At 67.0% G+C, this 24,196-nt stretch carries 26 protein-coding genes and 2 tRNA genes; 9 read left to right on the top strand and 19 right to left on the bottom strand.

The window, feature by feature from the left end; all coding sequences use genetic code 11:
* Positions 1-71 precede the first annotated feature (71 nt).
* The 11 genes from AT700_RS26880 to AT700_RS26830 form a co-directional block, all read right to left on the bottom strand.
* A tRNA-Thr gene (locus AT700_RS26880) sits at positions 72-147 on the bottom strand.
* Between the two features lie 73 nt (positions 148-220).
* Complete coding sequence (locus AT700_RS26875; protein WP_003096173.1) at positions 221-1,750, bottom strand: DHA2 family efflux MFS transporter permease subunit; 1,530 nt, start codon at positions 1,748-1,750, stop codon at positions 221-223.
* Between the two features lie 10 nt (positions 1,751-1,760).
* Positions 1,761-2,945: an efflux RND transporter periplasmic adaptor subunit gene (locus AT700_RS26870; protein ID WP_003110594.1), complete on the bottom strand. Its 1,185-nt coding sequence runs from the start codon at positions 2,943-2,945 to the stop codon at positions 1,761-1,763.
* A gap of 14 nt (positions 2,946-2,959) precedes the next feature.
* A complete protein-coding gene (locus AT700_RS26865) occupies positions 2,960-4,438 on the bottom strand; it encodes an efflux transporter outer membrane subunit (protein ID WP_030047104.1) in 1,479 nt (492 codons plus the stop codon).
* Between the two features lie 3 nt (positions 4,439-4,441).
* Positions 4,442-4,912, bottom strand: a complete 471-nt coding sequence (locus AT700_RS26860) for a MarR family winged helix-turn-helix transcriptional regulator (protein WP_003105547.1) — start codon at positions 4,910-4,912, stop codon at positions 4,442-4,444.
* 403 nt (positions 4,913-5,315) lie between these two features.
* On the bottom strand, positions 5,316-6,536 hold the full coding sequence (locus AT700_RS26855) for a methyltransferase (protein ID WP_023085838.1): 1,221 nt from the start codon (positions 6,534-6,536) through the stop codon (positions 5,316-5,318).
* Positions 6,537-6,604: 68 nt separating this feature from the next.
* Positions 6,605-7,297 carry an ABC transporter permease gene (locus tag AT700_RS26850; RefSeq protein ID WP_003096163.1) on the bottom strand — a complete coding sequence of 231 codons (693 nt, stop codon included), beginning with the start codon at positions 7,295-7,297 and terminating at the stop codon, positions 6,605-6,607.
* Positions 7,294-7,989, bottom strand: coding sequence for an ABC transporter permease (locus AT700_RS26845; protein WP_003105543.1), 696 nt, complete (start codon positions 7,987-7,989; stop codon positions 7,294-7,296). The genes AT700_RS26850 and AT700_RS26845 overlap by 4 nt, the downstream gene beginning before the upstream one ends.
* A gap of 61 nt (positions 7,990-8,050) precedes the next feature.
* Positions 8,051-8,803, bottom strand: a complete 753-nt coding sequence (locus tag AT700_RS26840; RefSeq protein ID WP_003096156.1) for an ABC transporter substrate-binding protein — start codon at positions 8,801-8,803, stop codon at positions 8,051-8,053.
* Positions 8,804-8,817: 14 nt separating this feature from the next.
* Complete coding sequence (locus AT700_RS26835; protein ID WP_003096153.1) at positions 8,818-9,591, bottom strand: ABC transporter ATP-binding protein; 774 nt, start codon at positions 9,589-9,591, stop codon at positions 8,818-8,820.
* A gap of 248 nt (positions 9,592-9,839) precedes the next feature.
* Positions 9,840-10,529, bottom strand: coding sequence for a DUF502 domain-containing protein (locus AT700_RS26830; protein WP_003105540.1), 690 nt, complete (start codon positions 10,527-10,529; stop codon positions 9,840-9,842).
* Positions 10,530-10,687: 158 nt separating this feature from the next.
* On the opposite strand from AT700_RS26830, the gene AT700_RS26825 reads away from it, so the two are divergent.
* Entirely contained in the window at positions 10,688-11,425 is a 738-nt protein-coding gene (locus AT700_RS26825) for an SDR family NAD(P)-dependent oxidoreductase (RefSeq protein WP_003096148.1), read from the top strand.
* Between the two features lie 56 nt (positions 11,426-11,481).
* Here the strand turns inward: AT700_RS26825 and AT700_RS26820 are convergent.
* From AT700_RS26820 to AT700_RS26785, 8 genes are all read right to left on the bottom strand, one after another.
* Positions 11,482-11,557: transfer RNA gene (locus AT700_RS26820), tRNA-Phe, on the bottom strand.
* Positions 11,558-11,670: 113 nt separating this feature from the next.
* Entirely contained in the window at positions 11,671-12,753 is a 1,083-nt protein-coding gene (locus AT700_RS26815; protein ID WP_003112619.1) for an oxidoreductase, read from the bottom strand.
* A 27-nt stretch (positions 12,754-12,780) separates the two neighbouring features.
* A complete protein-coding gene (locus tag AT700_RS26810; RefSeq protein ID WP_003096100.1) occupies positions 12,781-13,053 on the bottom strand; it encodes an oxidative damage protection protein in 273 nt (90 codons plus the stop codon).
* 43 nt (positions 13,054-13,096) lie between these two features.
* The gene (gene mutY / locus AT700_RS26805; protein WP_003096098.1) at positions 13,097-14,164 is read right to left on the bottom strand and encodes an A/G-specific adenine glycosylase; all 1,068 of its coding nucleotides are present in this window, start codon (positions 14,162-14,164) and stop codon (positions 13,097-13,099) included.
* Positions 14,161-16,413 carry an AsmA family protein gene (locus AT700_RS26800; protein ID WP_048521730.1) on the bottom strand — a complete coding sequence of 751 codons (2,253 nt, stop codon included), beginning with the start codon at positions 16,411-16,413 and terminating at the stop codon, positions 14,161-14,163. The genes mutY and AT700_RS26800 overlap by 4 nt, the downstream gene beginning before the upstream one ends.
* A gap of 93 nt (positions 16,414-16,506) precedes the next feature.
* Positions 16,507-17,613 carry an NAD(P)/FAD-dependent oxidoreductase gene (locus tag AT700_RS26795; RefSeq protein WP_017148657.1) on the bottom strand — a complete coding sequence of 369 codons (1,107 nt, stop codon included), beginning with the start codon at positions 17,611-17,613 and terminating at the stop codon, positions 16,507-16,509.
* Positions 17,610-17,846: a hypothetical protein gene (locus AT700_RS26790; RefSeq protein WP_003105533.1), complete on the bottom strand. Its 237-nt coding sequence runs from the start codon at positions 17,844-17,846 to the stop codon at positions 17,610-17,612. Before AT700_RS26790 ends, AT700_RS26795 begins: the two co-directional genes overlap by 4 nt.
* 36 nt (positions 17,847-17,882) lie before the next feature.
* On the bottom strand, positions 17,883-18,281 hold the full coding sequence (locus AT700_RS26785) for an acetyl-CoA sensor PanZ family protein (RefSeq protein ID WP_003112623.1): 399 nt from the start codon (positions 18,279-18,281) through the stop codon (positions 17,883-17,885).
* A gap of 160 nt (positions 18,282-18,441) precedes the next feature.
* Between AT700_RS26785 and hisB the strand changes: the two genes are divergently transcribed.
* The 8 genes from hisB to AT700_RS26745 all read left to right on the top strand — a co-directional run bounded on the left by hisB (position 18,442) and on the right by AT700_RS26745 (position 24,170).
* On the top strand, positions 18,442-19,035 hold the full coding sequence (hisB, locus tag AT700_RS26780) for an imidazoleglycerol-phosphate dehydratase HisB (RefSeq protein ID WP_003096088.1): 594 nt from the start codon (positions 18,442-18,444) through the stop codon (positions 19,033-19,035).
* Complete coding sequence (gene hisH / locus AT700_RS26775) at positions 19,035-19,673, top strand: imidazole glycerol phosphate synthase subunit HisH (protein WP_003096087.1); 639 nt, start codon at positions 19,035-19,037, stop codon at positions 19,671-19,673. Before hisB ends, hisH begins: the two co-directional genes overlap by 1 nt.
* 3 nt (positions 19,674-19,676) lie before the next feature.
* Positions 19,677-19,937, top strand: coding sequence for a DUF2164 domain-containing protein (locus AT700_RS26770; RefSeq protein WP_003111635.1), 261 nt, complete (start codon positions 19,677-19,679; stop codon positions 19,935-19,937).
* Positions 19,938-19,985: 48 nt separating this feature from the next.
* Positions 19,986-20,723, top strand: a complete 738-nt coding sequence (gene hisA, locus AT700_RS26765; protein WP_003106336.1) for a 1-(5-phosphoribosyl)-5-[(5-phosphoribosylamino)methylideneamino]imidazole-4-carboxamide isomerase — start codon at positions 19,986-19,988, stop codon at positions 20,721-20,723.
* Between the two features lie 10 nt (positions 20,724-20,733).
* Complete coding sequence (hisF, locus tag AT700_RS26760) at positions 20,734-21,504, top strand: imidazole glycerol phosphate synthase subunit HisF (protein WP_003106334.1); 771 nt, start codon at positions 20,734-20,736, stop codon at positions 21,502-21,504.
* Positions 21,505-21,675: 171 nt separating this feature from the next.
* Positions 21,676-22,422, top strand: coding sequence for a substrate-binding periplasmic protein (locus tag AT700_RS26755; protein WP_003106332.1), 747 nt, complete (start codon positions 21,676-21,678; stop codon positions 22,420-22,422).
* Between the two features lie 90 nt (positions 22,423-22,512).
* Positions 22,513-23,265, top strand: coding sequence for a substrate-binding periplasmic protein (locus AT700_RS26750; protein ID WP_003106330.1), 753 nt, complete (start codon positions 22,513-22,515; stop codon positions 23,263-23,265).
* 149 nt (positions 23,266-23,414) lie between these two features.
* Positions 23,415-24,170 (top strand): substrate-binding periplasmic protein, encoded by a 756-nt coding sequence (locus tag AT700_RS26745; protein ID WP_003096075.1) that lies wholly within the window; start codon positions 23,415-23,417, stop codon positions 24,168-24,170.
* Positions 24,171-24,196 lie beyond the last annotated feature (26 nt).

Here is a 24,196-nt window from a genome sequence, read left to right as displayed (position 1 = left end):
GCCATCACTGGGTAGAAAGGAAGCAGGATAAAACAAAAAGCCCCGCGCGAGGCGGGGCTTTTCGGGATTCATGGTGCCGGCACCAGGAGTCGAACCCGGGACCTACTGATTACAAGTCAGTTGCTCTACCAGCTGAGCTATACCGGCGAAGAGGGCGACATTATAGCCAGCCGCCGCCAGGAGTAAACCACTGATTTTCCTGCCCGAATGCCGTTCGTCCTCAGTGCCCGGAGGCGGCCGCGCCGGGCTTGGCGCCGAACGGCGGGCGGGCCAGCCAGATGATCACCAGCAGGGCGAGGAACAGCCAGCCGAGCATGGTGAAGTAGTCGATGGTGGACATCATGTAGGCCTGGCTCTGCACCATCCGGTCGAGCAGCGCCGCGTTCGCCTGGGTGTTGCCGCCGAGCTGGGCGAGGGTTTCGTGGGTGGCCGGGTCGTAGAGGCTGATGTTTTCGCTGAGGTAGGCGTGGTGTTGCGTGGCGCGGCGGTTCCAGATCCAGGTGGTCAGCGAGGCGGCGAAGCTGCCGCCGAGGGTGCGCAGGAAGGTGGCCAGGCCGGAGCCATCGGCGATCTGGTCGGGGGGCAGGTCGGAGAGCAGGATGCTCAGGATCGGCATGAAGAAGAACGCCACGCCGAGCCCCATGATCAACTGCACGATGGCGATGTGCTGGTAGTCGACCTCGGTGGTGAAGTTGGCGCGCATGAAGCAGGTGATGGCCATCGCCAGGAACGACAGGCCGGCGAGCATGCGCAGGTCGAAATGGTTGGCGTAGCGGCCGACCAGCGGCGAGAGGAACACCGGGAGGATGCCGATTGGCGCGGCGGCCAGCCCGGCCCAGGTGGCGGTGTAGCCCATCTGGGTCTGTAGCCATTGCGGGAGCAGCAGGTTGATGCCGAAGAACGCGGCATAGCCCAGCACCAGCGCCAGGGTGCCGGCGGCGAAGTTGCGGTGGGCGAACAGGCGCAGGTTGACGATCGGATGGCGGTCGGTGAATTCCCAGATGATGAAGAAGGCCAGGGCGATCGCCGCGATCAGCGCGCCGCCGACGATGAAGTTCGACTCGAACCAGTCCAGGTCGTTGCCCTTGTCGAGGACGATCTGCAGGGCGCCGACGCCGATCACCAGGGCGATCAGGCCGACGTAGTCCATCGGCGCCTTCTTGATCACCACCGGGCGTGCCTTCAGTTGCTGGTAGACGACGAAGGCGGCGAACAGGCCGACCGGCACGTTGATGAAGAAGATCCACGGCCAGCTGTAGTCGTCGGTGATCCAGCCGCCGAGGATCGGCCCGGCGATCGGCGCCACCACCGTGACCATCGCGAGCAGGGCCAGGGCCATGCCGCGCTTCGCCGGTGGGTAGATGGAGATCAGCAGGGTCTGGGTGATCGGATACAGCGGCCCGGCGACGAAGCCCTGCAAGGCGCGGAAGCCGACCAGAGAAGGCATCGACTGGGCGATGCCGCAGAGGAACGAGGCGAGTACGAACAGCAGCGCGGCGGCGATGAACAGGCGCACCTCGCCGACCCGCCGGGCCAGCCAGCCGGTCAGCGGCAGGGCGATGGCGTTGCTCACGGCGAACGAGGTGATCACCCAGGTGCCCTGTTCCGAACTCACCCCGAGGTTACCGGAGATGGTCGGCAGGGCGACGTTGGCGATGGTGGTGTCGAGCACCTGCATGAAAGTCGCCAGGGACAGGCCGATGGTCGCCATCACCAGGCTGGGCGGGGAGAAGCTGCTGCTTTCGCTCATGCTGGCGGGCTCAACGCTGGGCGGTCTTGCCGTGGTCTTCGGCGAGGTTGGCTTCGATCAGGCGTTCGATCAGCTTGTCGGCCGAGGCCAGTTGCTGCTGGTAGACATCGGTGGAGAACAGCGCTTCGCGCGGTGGCTGCTGGGCCAGGGCCGGGCCGCTCTGGTCGTGCAGGTCGACCTTGACGTCCATCGACAGGCCGATGCGCAGCGGATGCTTCTGCAATTCTTGCGGATCGATATGGATGCGCACCGGCACCCGCTGGACGATCTTGATCCAGTTGCCGGTGGCGTTCTGCGCCGGCAGCAGGGAGAACGCGCTGCCGGTGCCCACGCCGAGGCTGTCGACGGTGCCGCTGTAGCGCACGTCGCTGCCGTAGAGGTCGGAGCGGATCTCCACCGGCTGGCCGATACGCATGTGCTTGAGCTGGGTTTCCTTGAAGTTGGCGTCGATCCAGATCTGGTCCAGCGGGACCACGGCCATCAGCGCATTGCCCGGTTGCACGCGCTGGCCGACCTGTACGCTGCGCTTGGCGACGTAGCCGGTGACCGGCGCGACGATGGTCGAGCGGGCGTCGTCCAGGTAGGCCTGGCGCAGTTGCGCGGCGGCGGCCTTGACGTCCGGATGGGAGGTGATCTGGGTGTCGTCGACCAGCGCGCGATTGGTGTTCAACTGCTGTTCCGAGCTGGTCAGCGAGGCTTTCGCGCTGTCCAGGGCGTCGCGGGCGTGGGCCAGTTCCTCCTGGGAAATGGCGCCGTCGTCGGCGAGGTTCTTGCGCCGCTTGTAGTCGGCCTCGGCCTTGGCCAGCGCGACCTTGCGGGTGGCGACCTCGGCGCGATAGCCGTCGACGTTGCTGAACAGCCCGCGCACCTGGCGCACGGTGTGGGCCAGGTTGGCCTCGGCGCGTTGGAGGGCGATGTCGGCGTCGCTGGGATCGAACCTGACCAGTTCCTGGCCCTTGCGCACCAGGTCGCCGTCGTCGGCGCCGATGCTGACCACGGTGCCGACGATCTGCGGGGTGATCTGTACCACGTTGCCGTTGATGTAGGCGTCGTCGGTGTCCTCGTGCCAGCGGCCGTAGAAGAACTCCCAGGCCACGCTGGCCAGGGTGGCGAGGACGATCACGGCGAGCAGGATCAGCAACCAGCGCTTGCGCTTCGGGTTGCCGGCGGGGGTTTCGCTGTTGGCGGTAGTCATGGTGGGTGCCTCGTTCATTCTGCCGGCGCTTTCGCGGTAGCGAGCGCAGCGGAGCGGGAATCGGGTTGGAAACCGCCGCCCAGGGCCTGGACCAGCTGGACGGAAAGATCGATCTGCTGGCTCTCCAGGCTGGCCAGCTGGCGTTCGGCGACCAGCAGTTGCTGTTGCACGCTGAGGGCGTCGAGGTAGCTGCCCACGCCTTCGCCGTAGCGACGCATGGCCAGGTCGAAGTTGGACCTGGCGATATCGCGGGCCTGGCGCTGGTCGATCACCTGCTGCTCCAGGGAGCGCAACTTGCCGAGGTCGTCGCTGACCTCGCCGAGGGCCTGGACCAGCGTCTTGTTGTACTGGCCGACGGCCAGGTCGTAGTCGGCGTCGCGTTCGGCCAGGTTGGCGCGGCGGCGGCCACCGTCGAAGATCGGCAGGGAGATCGCCGGCGCCACCTGGAAGAAGCGGCTCGGCGCCTGCAACACGTCGCTGGTGTGCAGGGCGGCGAGGCCGGCCATCGCGCCGAGATTGAGGTTGGGATAGAACTCGGTCTTCGCCGAGTCGATGTTGCGGCGCGCCGCCTCGACCCGCCAGCGCGCGGCAACGATGTCGGCGCGGCGGCCGAGCAGTTCCGCCGGGAGCACCGAGGGCAGGCTCAGGCTGGCCGGGTCCAGCGGTTGCGGGCGCTGCAGTTCGAGACCGCGATCGGGCCCCTTGCCCAGCAGCACGGCGAGGGCGATGCGGGCGCTGGCGATGTCCTGCTCGGCGGCGCTGAGCTGCTGGCGGGCGGTGGCCAGTTGGGTCTGCGTCTGTTGCAGCTGGACCTTGCTGTCGAGTCCGGCGCTCATGCGCTTCTGGCTCAGCTCGGTCATGCGCTGCGAGCGCTTCAGTTCTTCCTCGGCGAGATCGCGCACGGTAAAGGCGTGGGCGAGGTCGCTGTAGGCGCGGGCGATGCTCGCCGAGAGGCCGATGCGCGCGGCCTGGCTGTCGATCCGGGCGGCATTGGCCTGGCCGAGGGCGGCTTCCCAGGCGGCGCGCTCGCCGCCCCAGAGGTCGAAGTCGTAGTTGAAGCCGAGCGACAGGTACTTGATCGCCGAATAGCGGCCGCCGAGCGGTGCCGGGGCCACGCTGGTCGGCGCGCGGATGCCGGAGTAGCTGGCCTTGGCGTCCAGCGTCGGCTGGCGCGCGGCATCTTGCGCCTGGGCCGTTGCCGCCGCCTGGCGCGCACGCGCCTCGGCGATCTGCAGGTCGGGGGTGCCTTGCAGGGCTTCGCCGATCAGTTGGTCGAGCTGCCGGTCGCCGAGCCCGGTCCACCAGTCCTGGCGCGGCCAGGCCGCTGGCGAAAGGGCTACGCCTTCCAGGCTCCTCCCCGCCTGGAGGGCGCCTGCCGGTTGCGGGCGGGCGTTCGGTTCCAGGCCTTCGGAAGTGACGCAGCCGGCGGCCAGCAGTATCGCCGAGGCCAGCGCCAATCGCTGCGGCCAGGGATGGAGAGGAGGGAAGGGCATGGATCAGGACTCCTGCAGGCTGGCCCGCGGGCAGCCGGCGTGTAGCAGAACCTTGGTCAGCAGATGGGTCAGCGTCTGCAATTCTTCCGTGCTCAGGCAGGCGACCAGCTCGTTCATCGCCGCCGAGGCGATCAGCGGAAGCTGCTCCTGGACCTTCCGTCCCGCTTCGCTGAGATCCAGGCGCAGGCAACGGCGGTCTTCGGGACAGCGGCCGCGCAGCAGCAGCCCTTTTTTCTCCAGGCGCGTCAGCATGCGAGTCATCGAGCCGCTGTCCACCGACAGCTCGCGACACAGTTCGACCGGACTGTTGGCACGGTTGAGACCGACGAAGATCAGCACCTTGAACTGGGCGGCGGTTATGTCCAGCGCGGCGAGGTGCTTCTCGAGGATGCGGTCCTTGGTCGCGGCACTGACGCCGATGAGCTGGCCAATGGAGCCCTTGAAGGGAAAGTCGGAGGCGCTGTAGTGACCCATGGTGGAGGGGATCGCTGTCTAGGCAGGGAAAGTGTTTCAAAATAATACTGCCTAGGCAGCGATTAACAAGAGCTCAACCGTTGCAATAAAAGAACAATCCGTTCCTTCGAACGTCATACGATGCCGTTTTGCAACTATTGTCGGTGCTGAAGTCCACTTTCGGATTAACCGGAAAGCCAGGCTTATGCACAAGTGGGCAAGGGATAGGAAGGAAACGCTCTAAGAATCGCTGCGGTTATCTCGGTTGTTATCAAGATATTGTTTTATATGGATTTTATTTTTTCTGTTCATTTTTTGAACAGCATTGACCGCCCCTGGATACGGGCCCCTCGGCAGATGTTTCCCAGAACTTGTCACCAGACTTATCCACAGGTTGTGTGGGCAACCATCCGGAACACCCGTATCAGCTGCGCTCCGCAAGGATCAGCAGGTTTCGCGGAGACAGGGAGGTCGGACAGAACTCGCCCAGGCGGACGCTATAGCCCTGTTCGACCAGATACAGGCAGCGGTCCAGCAGCAGCCAGAGTTCCAGCGGGCGGCGGAACAGGGCGCGCACCAGTTCCAGGTTGCGAACCATCGCCAGGCGCTTCCAGCCGGCCGCTTCCAGCGCCTGCCAGTCGCGCGCGGCCGGTTCGGGAAGTCCCTTGAGGGCGGCGAGTTCGCGACAGTAGTCGGCGTATGGACGTTCCAGCCAGGCCACCGGAAGGGAAGGCACGCTGAGGTACTGGTCGATTCCGCGTAGCTCGCGCTGCAGCAGGTCGAAACCCAGGCGCCGGGCCATCGACTGGTCGCGCTGGCGACGGACCCGTTGGCTGGCGGTGACTGTCTCGCTCAGGGGCAGGCGCAGGTCGTCAAGCGATAGCGCGAGCAGCGATCGGCCTGCTGTTTGCGAGAGTGGCTGGTAGAAAGGCCCCGGAATGCGGTTGTAGCAGCATGGCGCCACCGCCAGTTGGCGACAGCCGGCCTGGCTGGCCAGGCGCAGCAGGCGCAGGTGCAGTTCGCCGCAAGCGTGCAGGGCCACTGGCGTATGCCCGGGAAGCAGGCGCTCGGCGCAGTCCGCGGCCAGCACATCCTGGCGGAGGTGGTGGGCGGAGAGCCCCAGGCGGTCGCTCAGGCGCTGTCCGTCGGCGACCAGCGCGGGATCGTGTTCGAGGCAGGTCAGCGGTTGCCCCGCATGGGCCAGCAGGCGGCCCAGATGGCCCTTGCCGGAGCACCAGTCGAGCCAGTGGACGACCGGCCGGGCGAACTGCAGGCGCCCGGCGAACAGGCCGATCTGCTGCCACTTGCGTCCCGGTACGTCGACGTTGAAGCGGTTCGGTGCCTGCGGGCGTTCCGCCAATGGCAGTTCGCCGACCGCGCCCAGCGCCGCGGCTTGGGCGGCGAGCTGCGGATAAGGCGCGGGCGCGGCCAGGCGGGTGGGCTGGTTGTGCTCCGCGTCGGCCTGTTCGAGGCTGCGCCCGCGCAGCCAGGACGCCAGCTCGGTGTGTTCGGCTTCCCACGCCAGGGTCGGTTCGCTGAACGGGCGGGGTCGCCAGAGCCGCTGGTGTTCGAGGAGGAACGCGTCCAGCGCGAGGAAGCGCTGCGACAGGGCGTCGCCAGTGAGGAACGGGAAGGTTTCGGACACGATGCGAGCGGCAGCGGGAAAACGGGGCGGCGATTATAGCCGCCCCGCAGGCATCGGAAAGCGCCCGCTCAGCGGCCCTGGGTGGCGTCGACCCGCAACCAGCGTTCGATCAGGCGGAAGATCCGCGTCAGCACGATGGTGATCACCAGGTACAGCGCGCCGGCCAGGCAGAAGAACAGCATCGATTCGTAGGTGCGGGCGATGATGGTCCGGGCCATGCCCATGATGTCGAACAGGGTCACGGTGTAGACCACCGCGCTGGCCTTGAGCATCAGGATCACTTCGTTGCTGTAGGCCGGCAGGCCGATGCGCACCGCGCGCGGCAGGATGATGTGCCAGAGCGCCTGGCGCCGCGACATGCCGAGGGCGCGGGCGGCCTCCACCTCGCCGACCGGCACCGAGTGGATCGCGCCGCGGAGGATCTCGGCGATATAGGCGGCGGTGTGCAGGGTCATGGTCAGCAGCGCGCACCAGTACGGATCGCGCAGGTAGGGCCAGAAGGCGCTCTTGCGCACTTCCTCGAACTGCGCCAGGCCGTAGTAGACGATGAACAGTTGCAGCAGCAGCGGCGTGCCGCGGAAGAAGAAGATGTAGGCGTACGGCACCGCGCGCACGTACCAGTGCCGCGAGGCGCGGGCGATGCCCAGCGGCAGGGCCAGGGCGAGCCCGGCGACCACCGCGATCGCCAGCAGCTCCAGGGTCAGCGCCGCGCCCTGGAGCATCTTCGGCATCCACTTGAGGATCAGCTCCCACTCGCTCATAGCTCGTTCCTCACGAAACCACGGCCGGCGCGACGTTCGAGGAAGTGCAGGGCGACCATGATGACGACCGTGAGGCTCAGGTAGATGGCGGCCGCGGTCATGTAGAAGGTGAAGGGTTCCTTGGTCGCGTTGGAGGCGACCTGCGCCTTGCGCATGATCTCGTCGAGGGTGATCAGCGACACCAGCGCGGTGTCCTTCAGCAGGATCAGGTACAGGTTGCCGAGGCCGGGCAGGGCGACCCGCCAGATCTGCGGCAGGACGATGCGCCAGAATATCCGTCCGGGCGACAGGCCGAGCGCCTGGCCGGCCTCGCGATGGCCGCGCGGAATGGACAACAGCGCGCCGCGGAACACCTCGGTGGCGTAGGCGCCGAAGCACAGGCCGAGGGCCAGGGTGCCGGCGGCGAACGGCGAGAGCGCCAGGTCCGGCTTGCCGAAAAGGTCGCCGAGGGCGTTCAGGCCGCTCACCGTGCCGAAATAGATCATCAGTACCCAGAGCGTTTCCGGCACGCCACGGACGATGGTGGTGTAGGTGCCGCCGAGGAAACGCAGGGCCGCGTACTTCGAAGTCTTCGCGATGGCGCCGAGGAGGCCGAGCAACAGCCCCACGCAGACCGCCGCCAGCGACAGCTTGAGGGTCATCCAGGTACCGGCGAGCAGTTGCTCGCCGAACCCATGCAGGTCGAGAATCATGAGAAGTCAGGCCTGAAGGCGGCCACCGCCGGGACGCGCCCGGCGGTGGCCTGGCTTGGCATCAATAGATGCTGAAGGGGAAGTACTTGTCGTTGATCTTCTTGTAGGTACCGTCGGCGACGATTTCCTTCAGCGCGGCGTTGAGCTTCTCGCGCAGCGGGTCGCCCTTGCGCACGGCGATACCGATCTTGTCGTTGTCGAACACCGGTTCGCCCTTGAACTCGAACTCCTTGCCGGCGTCGCTCTTCAGCCAGTCGTACTGCACGAACTTGTCGGCCAGCACGCCGTCCAGGCGCCCCGAGGAGAGGTCGAGGTAGGCGTTCTCCTGGGTGTCGTAGAGCTTGATGGTGACCACGTCGGCCATGTTGTCTTCCAGCCAGGTGCCGGCGATGGTGGCGCGCTGGGCGCCGATCACCTTGCCCTTCAGGGAGTCCTTGTCGGTCTTGAAGTCGACGCTCTTCGGCGCGACGAACTGCAGCTTGTTGGTGTAGTAGGGATCGGTGAAGTCGACTGCCTGCTTGCGCTCGTCGGTGATCGACATGGACGCGACGATGAAGTCGAACTTCTTGGCGTTCAACGCCGGGATGATGCCGTCCCAGTCGGAGGTCACCACCTCGCACTCGGTCTTCATCTTGGCGCACAGCGCCTTGCCGATGTCGAGGTCGAAGCCGACCGCCTGGCCGCTGGCATCGATGCCGTTGAAGGGCGGGTAGGCGCCTTCGGTGCCGATGCGCAGCTTGTCGGCGGCGCTGGCGTCGAGGGCGAAGGCCAGGGTTGCAGCGGCGGCCAGCAGGATCTTCTTATAGTTCTTCATGCGGTGTTGCTCCGTTAGCGGTGGCTGGACATGAACTGTTTGCAGCGCGCCGACTGGGGGTTTTCGAAAACCTGTTGCGGCGTTCCCTGCTCTTCTACCAGGCCCTGGTGGAGGAATACCACCTCGCTGGAAACCTGGCGGGCGAAGCTCATTTCGTGAGTGACCAGCAGCATGGTCCGGCCCTCTTCGGCGAGCGCACGGATCACGTTAAGCACTTCCTGTACCATTTCCGGGTCGAGCGCCGAGGTGGGCTCGTCGAACAGGATCACCTTGGGTTGCATGGCCAGGGTCCGGGCGATGGCCGCGCGCTGCTGCTGGCCGCCGGAAAGTTGCGCGGGATAGCTGTGGCGCTTGTCGGCGATGCCGACCTTGGCCAGCAGGCCCTCGGCGATCTCGATCGCTTCGGCCTTGCTCTTGCCCAGTACGCGACGTGGCGCCTCGATCACGTTGTCGAGGATGCTCATGTGCGGCCACAGGTTGAAATTCTGGAAGACGAAACCGAGTTCGCTGCGCAGCCGGTTGATCTGCTGGCTGTCGGCGGCGACCAGGTCGCCGTTCTTGCTCTTCTTCAGGCGCAGCTCTTCGCCGGAGACCAGGATCTGGCCCTGGTGCGGGTTCTCCAGCAGGTTGATGCAGCGCAGGAAGGTGGATTTGCCCGAGCCGGACGATCCGAGGATGGAGATCACGTCGCCGTCGCGGGCGGTGAGGGAGATGCCCTTGAGCACTTCGAGGTCGCCGTAGCGCTTGTGCAGGTTACGGATTTCCAGTGCGGGGGTGGCCTCGGCCATGGATTTTCCTCTTGTTATTCGGATTGGAAGGGCCTTCCTGGCGAAGGCAAGCTAGCACAGCGCTTCAACCGGAGCCAAGCAGGCTGCGTGCCTCTGGAGCGGGGTTGGCGGCATCTTGTCGCATCGCTGCAGTGCGCTGTCGCGTAGGAACAAAACTGTCGGCTTTCGAAGAAAACTCCTGGCGAACCCTGACCTGAAGCAGAGCCTGGAGGTCGGTGCGCGCCCCGTTCCCGGGCATGCGGGACCGCCTATGGAGCCGCCGGCGGCTGCTCCGCGCGCGGCTCCGCCAGCACCTTGGCGGCGGCCAGCGGCGGCGGTGGGGTGATGCCCATCGACACATAGATGCTGGTGAAGGTGTCCATGCCGATCTGTGCCGGTTTCACCCATTCCACCGGAACGTAGAGCAGGCCGCCGCCCACCGGGATCGGCGCGGTCGGCACCAGGATCGCGTAGTGCGCGCGGCCGTCCAGTTCCACCGCTTCGGGGTTGGGCATCAGCGCCAGCACGGCGGCGCCGTCGCCGCCGAAGAAACACCACACCGGACTCATCGCGGCGATGTCGGCGTCCTGCTTCTTGTCCAGCAGGCCGACGAAACGGTCGGCCAGGTTGTACAGGTTGCCGATCAGCGGGGTGCGCCGCAGGGTCAGGTCGAACAGGTTGGCCAGCGGCCGCTTCAGGCCTAGCTGTACGCCGAGGCCAAGCAGGTAGATGGCTACCAGCAGTAGCGCGGTACCGAGCAGGTAGGCCAGTGGCGAATCGCCGGCGAGCGGCTGGCCGATGGCGGCGAAGCCGCGACCGATCAGGCTGGATGGCCCGACGAAGCGGTTCAGCAAGCTGACCACCCAGGCCAGCAAGGCTAGGGTGAGTACCAGCGGCAGCATCACCAGCAGGCCGGCGAGCCAGGTGGTGAGCAGGGAGTTGAAGCTTTTCTTCAGCATCGATCGGGGGTCCGGACAAGGTCCGCCTAGTCTATCGGCACTGCCTGGCTCACGCTCGGCCGTTCGCCGGGATGGGCGAAAGATCCGCCGCGGCGATTCGTCATTCCTTGTAGGCTGTGCGAGTCGCGTTCATTCCAGCAGGCCTTCACGGAGGGCGTATGGCGGAGAGAAAGACCCTGTTGCTGACCGGGGCGAGCCGCGGTATCGGGCATGCCACGGTGAAGTACTTCAATGCCGCGGGTTGGCGGGTGTTCACCGCGTCGCGGCAGAGCTGGGCCAGCGAATGTCCCTGGGCGGACGGCGAGGAAAACCACATCCATCTGGACCTGGAGGACATTCCCGGCGTCGAGGCCAGCCTGGAACTGATCCGCGAGAAGCTTGGCGACGGCCGGCTCCACGCGCTGGTGGACAATGCCGGCATCTCGCCCAAGGGCGAAGGCGGCGAGCGCCTCGGTGTGCTGGAAACCGACTACGCCACCTGGCTGCGGGTGTTCAACGTCAACCTGTTCTCCACCGCGCTGCTGGCGCGCGGCCTGTTCGCCGAGCTGAAGGCGGCGCAGGGAACGGTGATCAACGTGACCTCCATCGCCGGCTCGAAGGTGCATCCGTTCGCCGGGGTGGCCTACGCCACTTCCAAGGCGGCGTTGTCCGCGCTGACCCGCGAGATGGCCCACGACTTCGGCCCGCATGGGGTGCGGGTGAACGCCATCGCGCCGGGGGAGATCGACACCTCGATCCTGTCGCCGGGCACCGAGGAGATCGTCGAGCGCAGCATCCCGCTGCACCGCCTCGGCCGGCCGGAGGAGATCGCTTCGCTGATCTACTTCCTCTGCACCAGCGGCGCATCCTACGTGAATGGCGCGGAAATCCACGTCAACGGCGGGCAGCACGTCTAGGCGAACGGCGGAAAGCAAAAAGGCCCACCCGGAGGTGAGCCTTTTCGTCGTATTCATGGTGCCCAGGGACGGAATCGAACCGCCGACACGGGGATTTTCAATCCCCTGCTCTACCAACTGAGCTACCTGGGCAACGGGGCGCAATTAAACGGGTTTAGCGCGGCAGTGTCAACACCGGCGAAGAAATTTTTTTTGTTTTTTAACGCCTTACGATCCCCTCGCGGTTTCCGCCGGACTGCCGGGCCTCAGTTCCAGGCCTGGCGTTCCTCGTCGCGCAGCTCCACCGGCAGGCTCCGGCCTTCCTCGGCGGAGCGTCGTGCCAACTCCAGCAGGGCCATCAGCGCGCAGGCCTGTTGCGCCGACACCGGGTTGCGCGACTGGCCGCGGATGGCGGCGGCCAGCGCCTGGTAGTAGCGGCTCTGGTCGCCGGCCGGGGTGACCAGCGACTGGCGCAGGCCCTGGCCATCGATGTGCTGCAGCAGGTCGGGATCGCGGCCCCAGCCGGCGGAACCGGGGTGCAGTCCCTGGAGCAGTTGCGCTTCCTGGATGTCGGCGCCGGCCTTGAGCAGGCTGCCGTGGTCGCCGTGCACATTGAAGCGTGGCGCCGGATTGGCGGCGAGCATGCTGGCGCGCAGCGCTACCTGGCAGTGCGGATAATCGAGCAGGACCTCGAACCAGTCGTCGGTCAGCGCGCCCTCGCGCAGCCGGCGCAGGTGTCCGTGCACACGCTGCGGTACGCCGAACAGGCACAGTGCCTGGTCGAGCAGGTGCGGGCCGAGGTCGAACCACAGCCCGGAGCCGGGCAGGTCGTGTTCGCGCCAGCGGTCGCGGACCTGCGGACGGAAGCGCTCGATGGCCGACTCGAAGTAGCGCACCGGGCCGATGCTGCCGGCCTGCAGGGCGGCCTCCACGGCGAGGAAGTCGCTGTCGAAGCGCCGGTTCTGGAACACCGAGAGGACCTGCCCAGGCCGTTCACGGGCGAGGTCGGCGAGGCGCCGGGCTTCGGCCAGGGTGACGGTGAACGGCTTGTCCACCACCACGTGCTTGCCGGCGCGCAAGGCCCGTTCGGCGAGGCTGGCGTGGGTGGCATTGGGCGAGGCGATGACCACCAGGTCGATGTCGGCGGCCTCGATGGCCTCATCCGGATCGGCGCTGACCCGGGCTTCGGGCAGGTCGGCGTGCACCCGCCCAGGGTCGCGGGAGACCACGTGCTCCAGGCACAACGCCGGTACCGCGCGGATCAGCGGGGCGTGGAAGGTCTTGCCGGCGAAGCCGTAGCCGATCAGCGCGGTGCGGATCGGAGGCAGGCCAGAGAGGGATGGGGTCATGGCGGCCTCCGTCGGGCGGGGTGGGGGTCAGGCGGATGGCGGCACGTAGCCGTCGGCCTTGGCGTAGTCCTCGCCGGAGAGGAACTTGTCCATCTCCTGCTGGAGGAACTTGCGGTCCTCGGCGTTCATCATGTTCAGGCGACGCTCGTTGATCAGCATGGTCTGGTGCTTCTGCCACTCGTCCCAGGCCTTGCGCGACACGTTGTTGTAGATGTCCTCGCCCTTCGCGCCAGGATACGGCGGGCGGTCGAGGCCGGGCAGCTCTTCGTGGTACTTGCGGCACATCACGGTGCGGCTCATGGTCGTTCTCCTGCAGTTGCCGCCGGGCCCGCGGGCCCGGCATTCACGCGGTCGTGCCGCGTCCGAGTTCCTGTTCTGCGCGCTTGAGCAGCTTCTTCACCGGAGCGGCGAGGCCCAGGCGCGGCGGGGTGGCGAGGTTATACCAGAGCCAGTCGCCCTCGGCCACGGCGCGCGGAGCGCCTTCCACCGCCACCAGCCAGGGCTCGATGGCGAGCTGGAAATGACTGAAGGTATGGGTCAGGCCGCTCAGTTCGCGGCGCTCGCCGAGGGCCAGGGAATGGCGCGCGGCGAGCGGTTCGAGGCCGTCGAGGTCGTCCAGTTCGGGGAGGCTCCAGAGCCCGCCCCAGAGTCCGCTGGAAGGCCGCCGGTAGAGCAGTATGGCGCCGTCGCGGTTGGCCAGGATCGGCATCAGCGTGCGCTTCTGTGGCAACGCCTTGCGCGGCTTGGGCTGCGGATAATCGGCTTCGCGGCCGAGCAGGTGCGCGCGGCAGCCGGAGACCAGCGGGCAAAGCAGGCAACTGGGCTTGCTGCGCGTGCAGAGGGTGGCGCCGAGGTCCATCATCGCCTGGGTGTAGTGGTTGACCCGTGCGTGCGGGGTGAAGCGTTCGGCGGCTTCCCACAGCGCCCTGGCCACCTTCGGTTCGCCAGGATAGCCGTCCTGCGCCAGGTAGCGCGCCAGTACGCGCTTGACGTTGCCGTCGAGGATCGGTGCGCGCAGGCCCATCGACAGGCTGGCGATGGCTCCAGCGGTGGAGCGGCCGATGCCGGGCAGTTCGGCGAGTTGCTCGACGTCGCGGGGGAACTCCCCTGCATGCCGCTCGACCACGATCTGCGCGGTCTTGTGCAGGTTGCGCGCACGGCTGTAGTAGCCGAGCCCGGTCCACAGGTGCAGGACTTCGTCCTCGGCCGCCGCGGCCAGTGCCTCGACGTCGGGCAACGCTGCCATGAAACGGTCGAAGTAACCGAGCACGGTGCTGACCTGGGTCTGCTGCAGCATGATTTCCGAGACCCACACCCGGTAGGGGGTGATGCCCTGCTGCCAGGGCAGATCCTTGCGACCGTGACGGTCGTACCAGTCGAGGACCGCGCCGTTGAAGCCTTCAGGTGTCATTTGCGGTTGAACAGCCCTTTGAGTGCGTCTTTCAGCTCCGGACTGACCTTGTCGCCGAGCTTCTCTTCGAGTTTTTCGTTGAGGCGATTGCCGGCCAGTTTCGCGGCGACCTTGCCCAGGCCTTCCTTGTCCAGGCGGCAGGCCTTGGCGCCGAGTTCCAGCGGGCCGCGGCAGAGCAGCGGCCATTCGATGCCGGCGTAGCGCTGGTTGACCTGGCAGGCCGGGTCCGGCATGTCGCTCTTGTCGCCCTGGATCTCCACGCCGATGCGATAGTCCATGCCCAGCACGCGCAGGTCGATATCGCCGTGGCCGCTGACCGCCAGGCCGGGAATGGCCACTTTCAGGTCAGGGTTGCTGGCCACGCCGTTGGTGAAGTTCAGGCTGCCCTTGAGCTCGCGGAAAGGCGTGTCCTTGCCGCCGTGAGTACCGGCAAGGGCCTTGCGGTTGAGGGTAGCGATGCCCTGGCAGAGCTGTTGCTCCAGGTTGGCGTCGGGCAGCACGCCGTTGATCAGGCTGAAGCGTGCGTTGCCGTTGAGATGGTCGATCCAGGATTTCTCGCTGTTGCCGCTGGTGCGGATGTCGGCATCGAGGTCGAGCAGCCCCTTCACCGGCGGTTTCTTGCCCTGGGCTTCGAGCAGGCGCTCCACCGGTACGTTGGCGATGTGCTTGGTGGCGGTCAGCACGGCGCTGTCCTGGCGTACATCGAGGTTGGCCTTGGCGTTGAAGCGGCCGTTGTACAGCCCGCCGCGCATGTCGTCGAGGCTGATCACGCCGCCCTGGCCGCGCAGCTTCAGGCTGGCGTCGTCGATCGGCAGCTTCTCGACGGTCAGCCGGCCGAAGTTCAGCGCCACGTCCAGGTCGAGCTTGCGCAGGGTCGCGATGGGCAGCAGCGGCGCGTCGCTCCAGGCCTGCCTGGTCGGTTTTTCCGGTAGCGGCGTGTTGCCCTGGGCGGCACTGGCCACGGTGGCGTCGACTTCCGCCTTGCGCGTGGCGCTGGCGGCATCCTGGGCCTGCTTGGCCTTGGCCGGCAGGTAGCGGTCGAGGTCGAGCTTGTCGCCCTTGAGCTGGGCGCGCAGCGATTGCCTGGCGAAATCGGCGATGCCGAAGCGGCCGCTGAAGGCGGTGTCGTCCAGGCCCAGCTTGAGGTCTTCGAGATTCAGGCTGTTGCGGCTGCCGGCCAGGCGGGTGTTCAGCTCGAACTTGCCGAGGGTGTTGGCGTCGGCCATGGCCGGCAGGGTCACACCGATGCCGGCGAGGAACTCGCGCAGGTTCATCGGCGCGATCGACAGGCCGCCGCTGAATTTGGCGTCCTTGTCCAGCTCGCGGGCCTTCAGTTCGCCGAGGGCGCGCAACTGGTTGACGCTCAGCTTCAGGCCGTTCCACTCGGCGATCTGCGCCGACTGGTCGAGCAGCAACTGGCCCTGGGCGGAGAAGGTGGCGGTCTTGCCTTGCAGCGGCTCGCCCGAGGCCTCGCCGGAGAGCCTGGCGTCTTCCAGTTGGTAGCGTCTGAGCGCGGTGTCGAAGCGCAGGTTGCCGGTCAGCTCGGTCTTGACCCGCACCACCGGCTGGTTGGTGCCGAGGTAGGCGTTGAGCTTCAGCGGAATGCTGCTGCCTTCGCGAATGGCGCCGGTACTCAGCTCGATGCCCTCGACGTTGTACTGCTTGCCGCTGGCTTCGTCGGTGTAGGTGACGCGGGCGTTGTTGACGTTGAGGCTGTCGATGTCGAGCTTGATCGGGGTGCGCGGGCTGTCGTTCTGCGGCGCCTGCTCGGGTGCCTGCGCCTGGGCGCCCTTGCCGTCCGCTGCCGGCGGGGTGGCGGAAGGAGCGGACGGGGCCTGGGGCTGGGCCGGCTTGCCGATGTTTTCCCAGTTGCCCTTGCCCTGCTTGTCGCGGACCAGGTCCAGGCTCAGGCCTTCGACGCGGATCGCGCTCATCTGCACGTCCTTGCGCAGCAGCGGCAGGACCCGCACCGACAGGCCGAGCATCTGCAGGTCGGCGAACGGCTTGGTCGGCGTGGCGGCGCTGGCGATGCTGGTGTCGTGCAGCTCCAGGCCCAGCCAGGGGAACAGGCTCCAGCCGATGTCGCCCTTCAGGTCCAGCTCCAGGTTGGCCTTGTCGCGGGCGATCTGGCGGATTTCGTCCTTGTAGTCATTGGGATCGAACAGGTGGGTCAGGGCGAAGCCCAGGGCCACGACGAGCAGTAAGAGTCCCAGGAAGAACAGCCCCAGGACCTTGCCGAATGCTTTCATGGACGAATCCTTTGTGCTGGCAGCGGTGAATGTGCGGGCGAGTATAACAACGCCGTTTTGCCAGGCCGACCCTGCGCGCGGCGAAACCTCGTCTCAGAGTGCGCGGGCGACCCGTTCGGCGAGCGCCAGGCTGGCGGTGAGGCCGGGCGACTCGATGCCGAACAGGTTGACCAGGCCGGGCAGGCCGTGTTCGGCAGGGGTTTGGATGATGAAGTCGGCGGCGGGTTCCCCCGGCCCGCCGAGCTTGGGCCGGATGCCGGCGTAGCCGGCGGCCAGGCGCCGAGGGTCGATGCCGGGGAAGTAGCGCGAGATGGCCTGGGCGAAGGCGGGGCCGAGGGATTCGTCGACGCGGTAGTCGAGGTTGTCCACGTAATTCACGTCGGGACCGAAGCGCAACTGGCCGCCGAGGTCGAGGGTGGCGTGGATGCCGAGCCCGGTGGTGCGCGCCTCGGGCATCGGGTAGACCAGGTGGCGGAACGGCGAGCGGCCGCTGTAGGAGAAATAGCGCCCCTGGCACAGGTGCAGCGCCGGCACCAGGCGCGGATCGAGGCCTTCGGTGCGTTGCGCCAGCGCCTGGGCGAACAGGCCGCCGGCATTGACCACCCAGCCCGCGCGCAACCGGAACGCTTCGCCGACGCTCTGTCCTTCGGCGCGCCAGCCGCCGGCGTGGCGCTCCAGGCGGTCGACCCGGGTGTCCAGCGCCAGTTGTGCGCCGTGGCGTTCGGCGACGGCCTGCAGCGATTGCAGGTAGGCGTGGCTGTCGATGATTCCCGTGCTCGGCGAGAGCAGGGCGGCGACCCCGCGGACCTGGGGCTCCAGCGCGCGCAGCGTGGTGCCGTCCAGCGGCATCAGGTCGTCGACCCCGCAGGCGCGTGCGTTGGCCGCCAGGGCCTGGAGCCTCTCGCGCTCGTTTTCCTCCACCGCCACCAGCAGCTTGCCGATGCGCCGGTGGCCGACGCCGTGGCGGGCGCACCAGGCGTACAGGCGTTCGCGGCCTTCCAGGCAGAGATCGGCCTTGAGCGAGCCGGACGGGTAGTAGAGGCCGGCGTGGATCACTTCGGAATTGCGACTGGAGGTGTGGCTACCGACCAGCCGTTCGCGCTCCGCCACCAGTACGCCGTGGCCGGCTTCGGCCAGGCGCGCGGCGCAGGCCAGGCCGAGGGCGCCGGCGCCGACTACCAGTACGTCGACGTCGTTCATACGTCGCTGGCTGCGCGCTGCAGCACGGCGACGATCGCTGCCCGCGCCTGCGGGCTGTTCTTCCAGCAACTGGAGCCGGTCAGGGCCGCGCCCTGGGCGAGGATACTCGCGGCGTCGCAGTCGCGCAGCCGGACGAAGCTGTCAAGGCCCATCTGCTCCAGGCGTTGCAGCACGGTCGGGCCGACCCCCTTGAGGGCAAGCAGGGCGGCGCGTTCGGCGGAGGAAAAGGACATGGCGAAGCTCCGTGGCGGGGACCGCCACCGAGCATATCAGAGGCTGTCCAGCGGCAGCCCGTGGCGTGCCGCGAGGGCACGGGCCTCCAGGTGCCCGTCCGGGGCGACCAGGCGCAGCGGCTTGCCGGCTTCGGCAGCCAGGCGCCGGGCCTCGTCGAGGAGGCGTCGGCCGACCCCGCGGCCGCGGGTGATGCCGCGCACGCAAAGGTGCGACAGCTGCCAGGCGTCGTCGCCGCGCCGCAGCAGGGCGGCACCCAGCAGGCGGTCGTTGAAGCGCCCGGCGATCAGCTCGCCGGCGGCCAGCCCGGCCGCGACCAGCGCCGCGCCGTCGGCATGCGGGGCGAACAGCCAGTCCGGCGCGTCGGCGTAGATCTTCGCCAGGTCCAGGCGATCCTGGGCGCTGGGTTGGGCGAGGGTTTCGACGATCACGGGCATGCGGCTCTCCGCGGCGGGATGAAAGGAGCGCAGTGTAAGGCCTGGCCCGCCGCCCGTGGGGCGATTCGCGCCGACGGTCGCGGCTGGCAGCGCCAGCCCGGGCCTGCCTATAATGCTGGCCCTCTTATAATTACGTGCAGTGTTAGCTGTGGAGCTGGTGATGGCCGAACGCAAGGCATCCGTCGCGCGCGACACCCTGGAGACCCAGATCAAGGTCTCCATCGACCTGGATGGGACCGGCAAGGCCCGGTTCGATACCGGGGTTCCCTTCCTTGACCACATGATGGACCAGATCGCCCGCCACGGCCTGATCGACCTGGACATCGAGTGCAAGGGCGACCTGCATATCGACGATCACCACACCGTCGAGGACATCGGCATCACCCTCGGCCAGGCCTTCGCCAAGGCCATCGGCGACAAGAAGGGCATCCGCCGCTACGGCCACGCCTACGTGCCCCTCGATGAGGCGCTGTCGCGGGTGGTCATCGACTTCTCCGGGCGGCCCGGCCTGCAGATGCACGTACCCTTTACCCGTGCCAGCGTCGGCGGCTTCGACGTCGACCTGTTCATGGAGTTCTTCCAGGGCTTCGTCAACCACGCCCAGGTGACCCTGCACATCGACAACCTGCGCGGGCACAACACCCACCACCAGATCGAGACCGTGTTCAAGGCCTTCGGCCGCGCGTTGCGCATGGCCATCGAGCTGGACGAGCGGATGGCCGGGCAGATGCCGTCGACCAAAGGGTGCCTGTGATGCAGACGGTAGCCGTGATCGACTACGGCATGGGCAACCTGCACTCGGTGGCCAAGGCCCTCGAGCACGTCGGTGCCGGCCGGGTGCTGGTTAGCAGCGACGCGGCGGTGATCCGCGAGGCCGACCGGGTGGTGTTCCCCGGGGTCGGCGCGATCCGCGACTGCATGGCCGAGATCCGCCGCCTGGGCTTCGACGCCCTGGTCCGCGAGGTCAGCCAGGACCGCCCGTTCCTCGGCATCTGCGTCGGCATGCAGGCATTGCTGGAGCGCAGCGAGGAGAACGACGGGGTCGACTGCATCGGTCTGTTCCCCGGCCAGGTGCGCTTCTTCGGCAAGGACCTGCACGAAGCCGGCGAGCACCTGAAGGTGCCGCACATGGGCTGGAACCAGGTGAGCCAGGCGGTGGAGCACCCGCTGTGGCACGAGATTCCCGACCAGGCGCGCTTCTACTTCGTGCACAGCTACTACATCGAGGCCGGCAATCCGCGCCAGGTGGTGGGGCACGGGCACTACGGCGTCGATTTCGCCGCCGCGCTGGCCGAAGGCTCGCGTTTCGCCGTGCAGTTCCACCCGGAAAAGAGCCATACCCACGGCCTGCAACTGCTGCAGAACTTCGTGGCCTGGGACGGGCGCTGGTAGGCCATGGCCAGGGCGAAGAGCAAGACGCCGATCCTCCAGCTGGACGCCGCGCAGACCCAGGACGCGGCACTGGCGATCAAGCGCTTCATGGAGGACCGCTTCGAACTGGAGCTGGGCTCCTTCGAAGCCGAGGAACTGCTCGATTTCTTCGCCCGCGAGTTCGCCCCGTACTTCTACAACAAGGCCATCCTCGACGTGCAGTCGTACCTGAAGGAACGGTTCGAAAGCATCGAGAGCGATGTCTGGGCGCTGGAAAAGAGTTGAGTTTCCGCGCGCCTGCCCACCGAATACAGACTTGAACAGGGTTCACCGATGCTGATCATTCCCGCGATCGACTTGAAAGACGGCGCCTGCGTGCGTCTGCGCCAGGGCCTGATGGAAGACGCCACGGTCTTCTCCGACGATCCGGTGGCGATGGCCGCCAAATGGGTCGATGGCGGTTGCCGCCGCCTGCACCTGGTGGACCTGAACGGCGCTTTCGAAGGCAAGCCGGTCAACGGCGAGGTGGTCACCGCCATCGCCCGTCGCTACCCGGACCTGCCGATCCAGATCGGTGGCGGCATCCGCTCGCTGGAAACCATCGAGCATTACGTTCGCGCCGGCGTCAGCTACGTCATCATCGGCACCAAGGCGGTCAAGCAGCCTGAGTTCGTCGGCGAGGCCTGCCGCGCCTTCCCGGGCAAGGTCATCGTCGGCCTGGATGCCAAGGACGGTTTCGTCGCCACCGACGGCTGGGCCGAGGTCAGCGAAGTCCAGGTGATCGACCTGGCCCGTCGCTTCGAGGCCGACGGGGTGTCCGCCATCGTCTACACGGATATCTCCAAGGACGGCATGATGCAGGGCTGCAACGTCGAGGCTACCGCCGCGCTGGCCAATGCCACGCGGATCCCGGTGATCGCCTCCGGCGGTATCCACAATCTCGGCGACATCCAGAAGCTGCTGGACGCCCGCACCCCGGGGATCATCGGCGCCATCACCGGCCGGGCGATCTACGAAGGCACCCTGGACGTGGCCGAAGCCCAGGCGCTGTGCGACAACTTCAAGGCCTGAGGCGAACCGCATGGCACTGGCAAAACGCATCATCCCCTGCCTCGACGTGGACAACGGCCGAGTGGTCAAGGGCGTCAAGTTCGAGAACATCCGCGACGCCGGCGACCCGGTCGAGATCGCTCGCCGCTACGATGAGCAGGGTGCCGACGAGATCACCTTCCTCGATATCACCGCCAGCGTCGACGGGCGCGACACCACCCTGCATACCGTCGAGCGCATGGCTAGCCAGGTGTTCATTCCGCTGACCGTGGGCGGCGGCGTACGCAGCGTGCAGGACATCCGCAACCTGTTGAATGCCGGCGCGGACAAGGTCTCGATCAACACCGCCGCGGTGTTCAACCCCGAGTTCGTCGGCGAGGCCGCCGACCGCTTCGGCTCGCAGTGCATCGTGGTCGCCATCGACGCGAAGAAGGTTTCCGCCCCGGGCGAGGCGCCGCGCTGGGAAATCTTCACCCATGGCGGGCGCAAGCCCACCGGGCTGGATGCCGTGCTCTGGGCGAAGAAGATGGAAGACCTGGGCGCTGGCGAGATTCTCCTGACCAGCATGGACCAGGACGGCGTGAAGAGCGGTTACGACCTGGGCGTGACCCGCGCCATCAGCGAGGCGGTGAACGTGCCGGTGATCGCTTCCGGCGGCGTCGGCAACCTGGAGCATCTGGCCGCCGGCATCCTCGAGGGCAAGGCCGACGCGGTGCTCGCGGCGAGCATCTTCCACTTCGGCGAGTACACCGTGCCGGAAGCCAAGGCCTACCTGGCCAGCCGCGGTATCGTGGTGCGCTGAGGCGCGTTGCGCCGCAGCGCACAGGGCCGGTGATCGGCTAGCCATTCCTGAGCGCGAGTCGACACTCGCGCGGCTTTCTTTCAGGTACAGTCACGCCCCCCGCATCAGGTGCCGCTAGAGCGCCGATGCCCTGCCATAACGACAAACATTGCGACCGACAGGGAGTCCTCCATGTCCATCTTCCGTCTGGCTCTCGGCTGCGTCGGCAGCCTGGCCCTGCTATGCGCTAGCGCCCTGGCGCGCGCCGAAACCCTGGTCCTGCTGACCGAGAACCTGGTGCCGTTCAACATGGCGGTGAACGGCGGCAACTACGCCAAGGACGATGGCATCAGCGGCATCAGCACCGATACCGTGCGCGCCGCCTGCGAGCGCGCGCAGATCGAGTGCCAGCTGATCCTGCGCTTCCCCTGGGACCGGGTCTACCAGCAGGCGCTGAGCGAGCCCGGCTATGGCGTGTTTTCCACCGCCCGTACGCCGGAGCGCGAGGACAAGTTCAAGTGGGTCGGCCCGCTGGCGGTCAACGACTGGGTACTGATGGCTCGCGGCGACAGCAGCATCCACCTGAACAGCCTGGAAGACGCCGCGCGCTACCGGATCGGCGGCTACAAGAACGACGCCATCAGTCAGCACCTGGTCGACCGCGGCCTGCAGGTGCAACTGGCGCTGCGCGACAACGAGAACGTCGACAAGCTGGCCAGTGGGCAGATCGATCTCTGGGTCACCGCCGATCCGAGCGGGCGCTACGTCGCCCAGCGCGAGGGCCTCAAGGAGGTGAAGGTGGTCCAGCGTTTCCATACCGCCGAGCTGTTCCTGGCGCTGAACAAGGACACCCCGGACGAGCTGGTGCAGAAGTTGCAAACGGCGGTCGACGCGCTGCGCAGCGAAGGCTTGTTGAAGCAGATCCGCGAGCGCTACTGACGCCTCGCCGGCGATGCTGGCAAAAGGCTGGCCTGGCGGCGCGGCGCTGGTTATTCTGCCTCGCTCCAGGCCCCTGACAGGATGACAACAATGCAAAGAAGCCTGCTCTTCGCGCTGCTCGCAACCCTGCTGCTGGTCGGCGGCGCGCGCGCCGAAACCGATCCCGACTACAGCATGGTCCTGCTCACGGAGAACTTCCCGCCGTACAACATGGCGATCAACGGCAAGAACTTCGCCCAGGAAGACAACATCGACGGCATCGCCGTGGATATCGTCCGCGAGATGTTCAAGCGCGCCGGCATCAAGTACAGCCTGACCCTGCGTTTCCCCTGGGACCGCATCTACAAGCTGGCGCTGGAGAAGCCCGGCTACGGGGTGTTCGTCACCGCCCGCCTGGCCGAGCGCGAGGACAAGTTCAAGTGGGTTGGTCCGATCGGCCCGGACGACTGGGTGCTGCTGGCCAAGGGCGACAGCCCGATCACCCTGGGCAGCCTGGACGAGGCGAAGAAATACCGGATCGGCGCCTACAAGGGCGATGCCATCGCCGAGTTCCTCGGCAAGAACGGTTTCGAGGCCGACCTGGCGCTACGCGACCAGGAAAACGCGCAGAAGCTGGTCAAGGGCCAGATCGACCTCTGGGCCAGCGGCGATCCCGCCGGGCGCTACCTGGCCAAGCAGGAAGGCGTGACCGGCCTGAAGACGGTGCTGCGCTTCAACAGCGACCAGCTGTACCTGGCGCTCAACCGCGAGACTCCCGACGAAGTGGTGCAGAAGCTCCAGGCAGCCCTGGACGGCATGCGCAAGGAAGGTTTCGTCGAGGACATCCTCAACAGCTATCTCTGATTCGCTCCGTCCGGCCAACAGGGGGCCGGGCGGGGAAACGCCTTTGCCGGCCCCGCCGGCAATGCCATGGAAGGCCGACGAGCCAGGTATTTCGTCCTGACGCAGGGATGCCGCTAGCCAATAACGATAACCAAGCGAGCGGTGTGACCATGCTGAAAGTCCTGATCCAGACCCTGATCCTGGGGGTGTTGCTGGGGGCCTCCGCGGCCCGTGCCGAATTGCCCGCCGACTACAAGGTGGTGCTGCTGACCGAGAACTTCCCGCCCTTCAACATGGCGGTGGACGACAAGAACTTCGCCCGCGACGATGGCATCGACGGCATCAGTGCCGACATCGTCCGGGAGATGTTCAGGCGCGCCGGCATCGGCTATTCCCTGAGCCTGCGCTTCCCCTGGGACCGCCTGTACCGGTTGACCCTGGACAAGCCCGGCTACGGGCTGTTCTCCATGACCTACACCCCCGAGCGGGTGCCGCAGTTCAAGTGGGTCGGCCCGCTGGCCGACACCAGTTGGGTGTTGCTGGCGCCGGCCGGCAGCAAGATCGCCGTGAAGAATCTCAAGGACGCCGCCCGCTACAAGCTCGGCGCCTACAAGAACGACGCGGTCAGCCAGCACCTGGAGGCCCAGGGCATCCCGGTGATCAACGCCCTGCGCGACCAGGAAAACGTGAAGAAGCTTACCGGCGGGCAGATCGACCTGTGGGCCACCACCGATCCGGTCGGCCGCTACCTGGCCAAGCAGGAAGGCGTGTCCGGCCTGCAGACGGTGCTGCGTTTCAACGAGGCCAAGCTCTACCTGGCGTTGAACAAGGACACTCCGGACGAGGTGGTGGAGCGCCTGCAAAAGGCCCTGGAGCAGATGCGCCAGGAAGGCTTCGTCGACGAAGCCGTCGCCAACTACCTCTGACTGGCGGGCGCCCCTCCGCCGGCGCG

This window comes from Pseudomonas aeruginosa (genome assembly GCF_001457615.1).
GTDB lineage: Bacteria > Pseudomonadota > Gammaproteobacteria > Pseudomonadales > Pseudomonadaceae > Pseudomonas > Pseudomonas aeruginosa.
The sequence above is the reverse complement of the archived record's forward strand: the minus strand, read 5'-3'. Positions and strand labels throughout refer to the sequence as shown.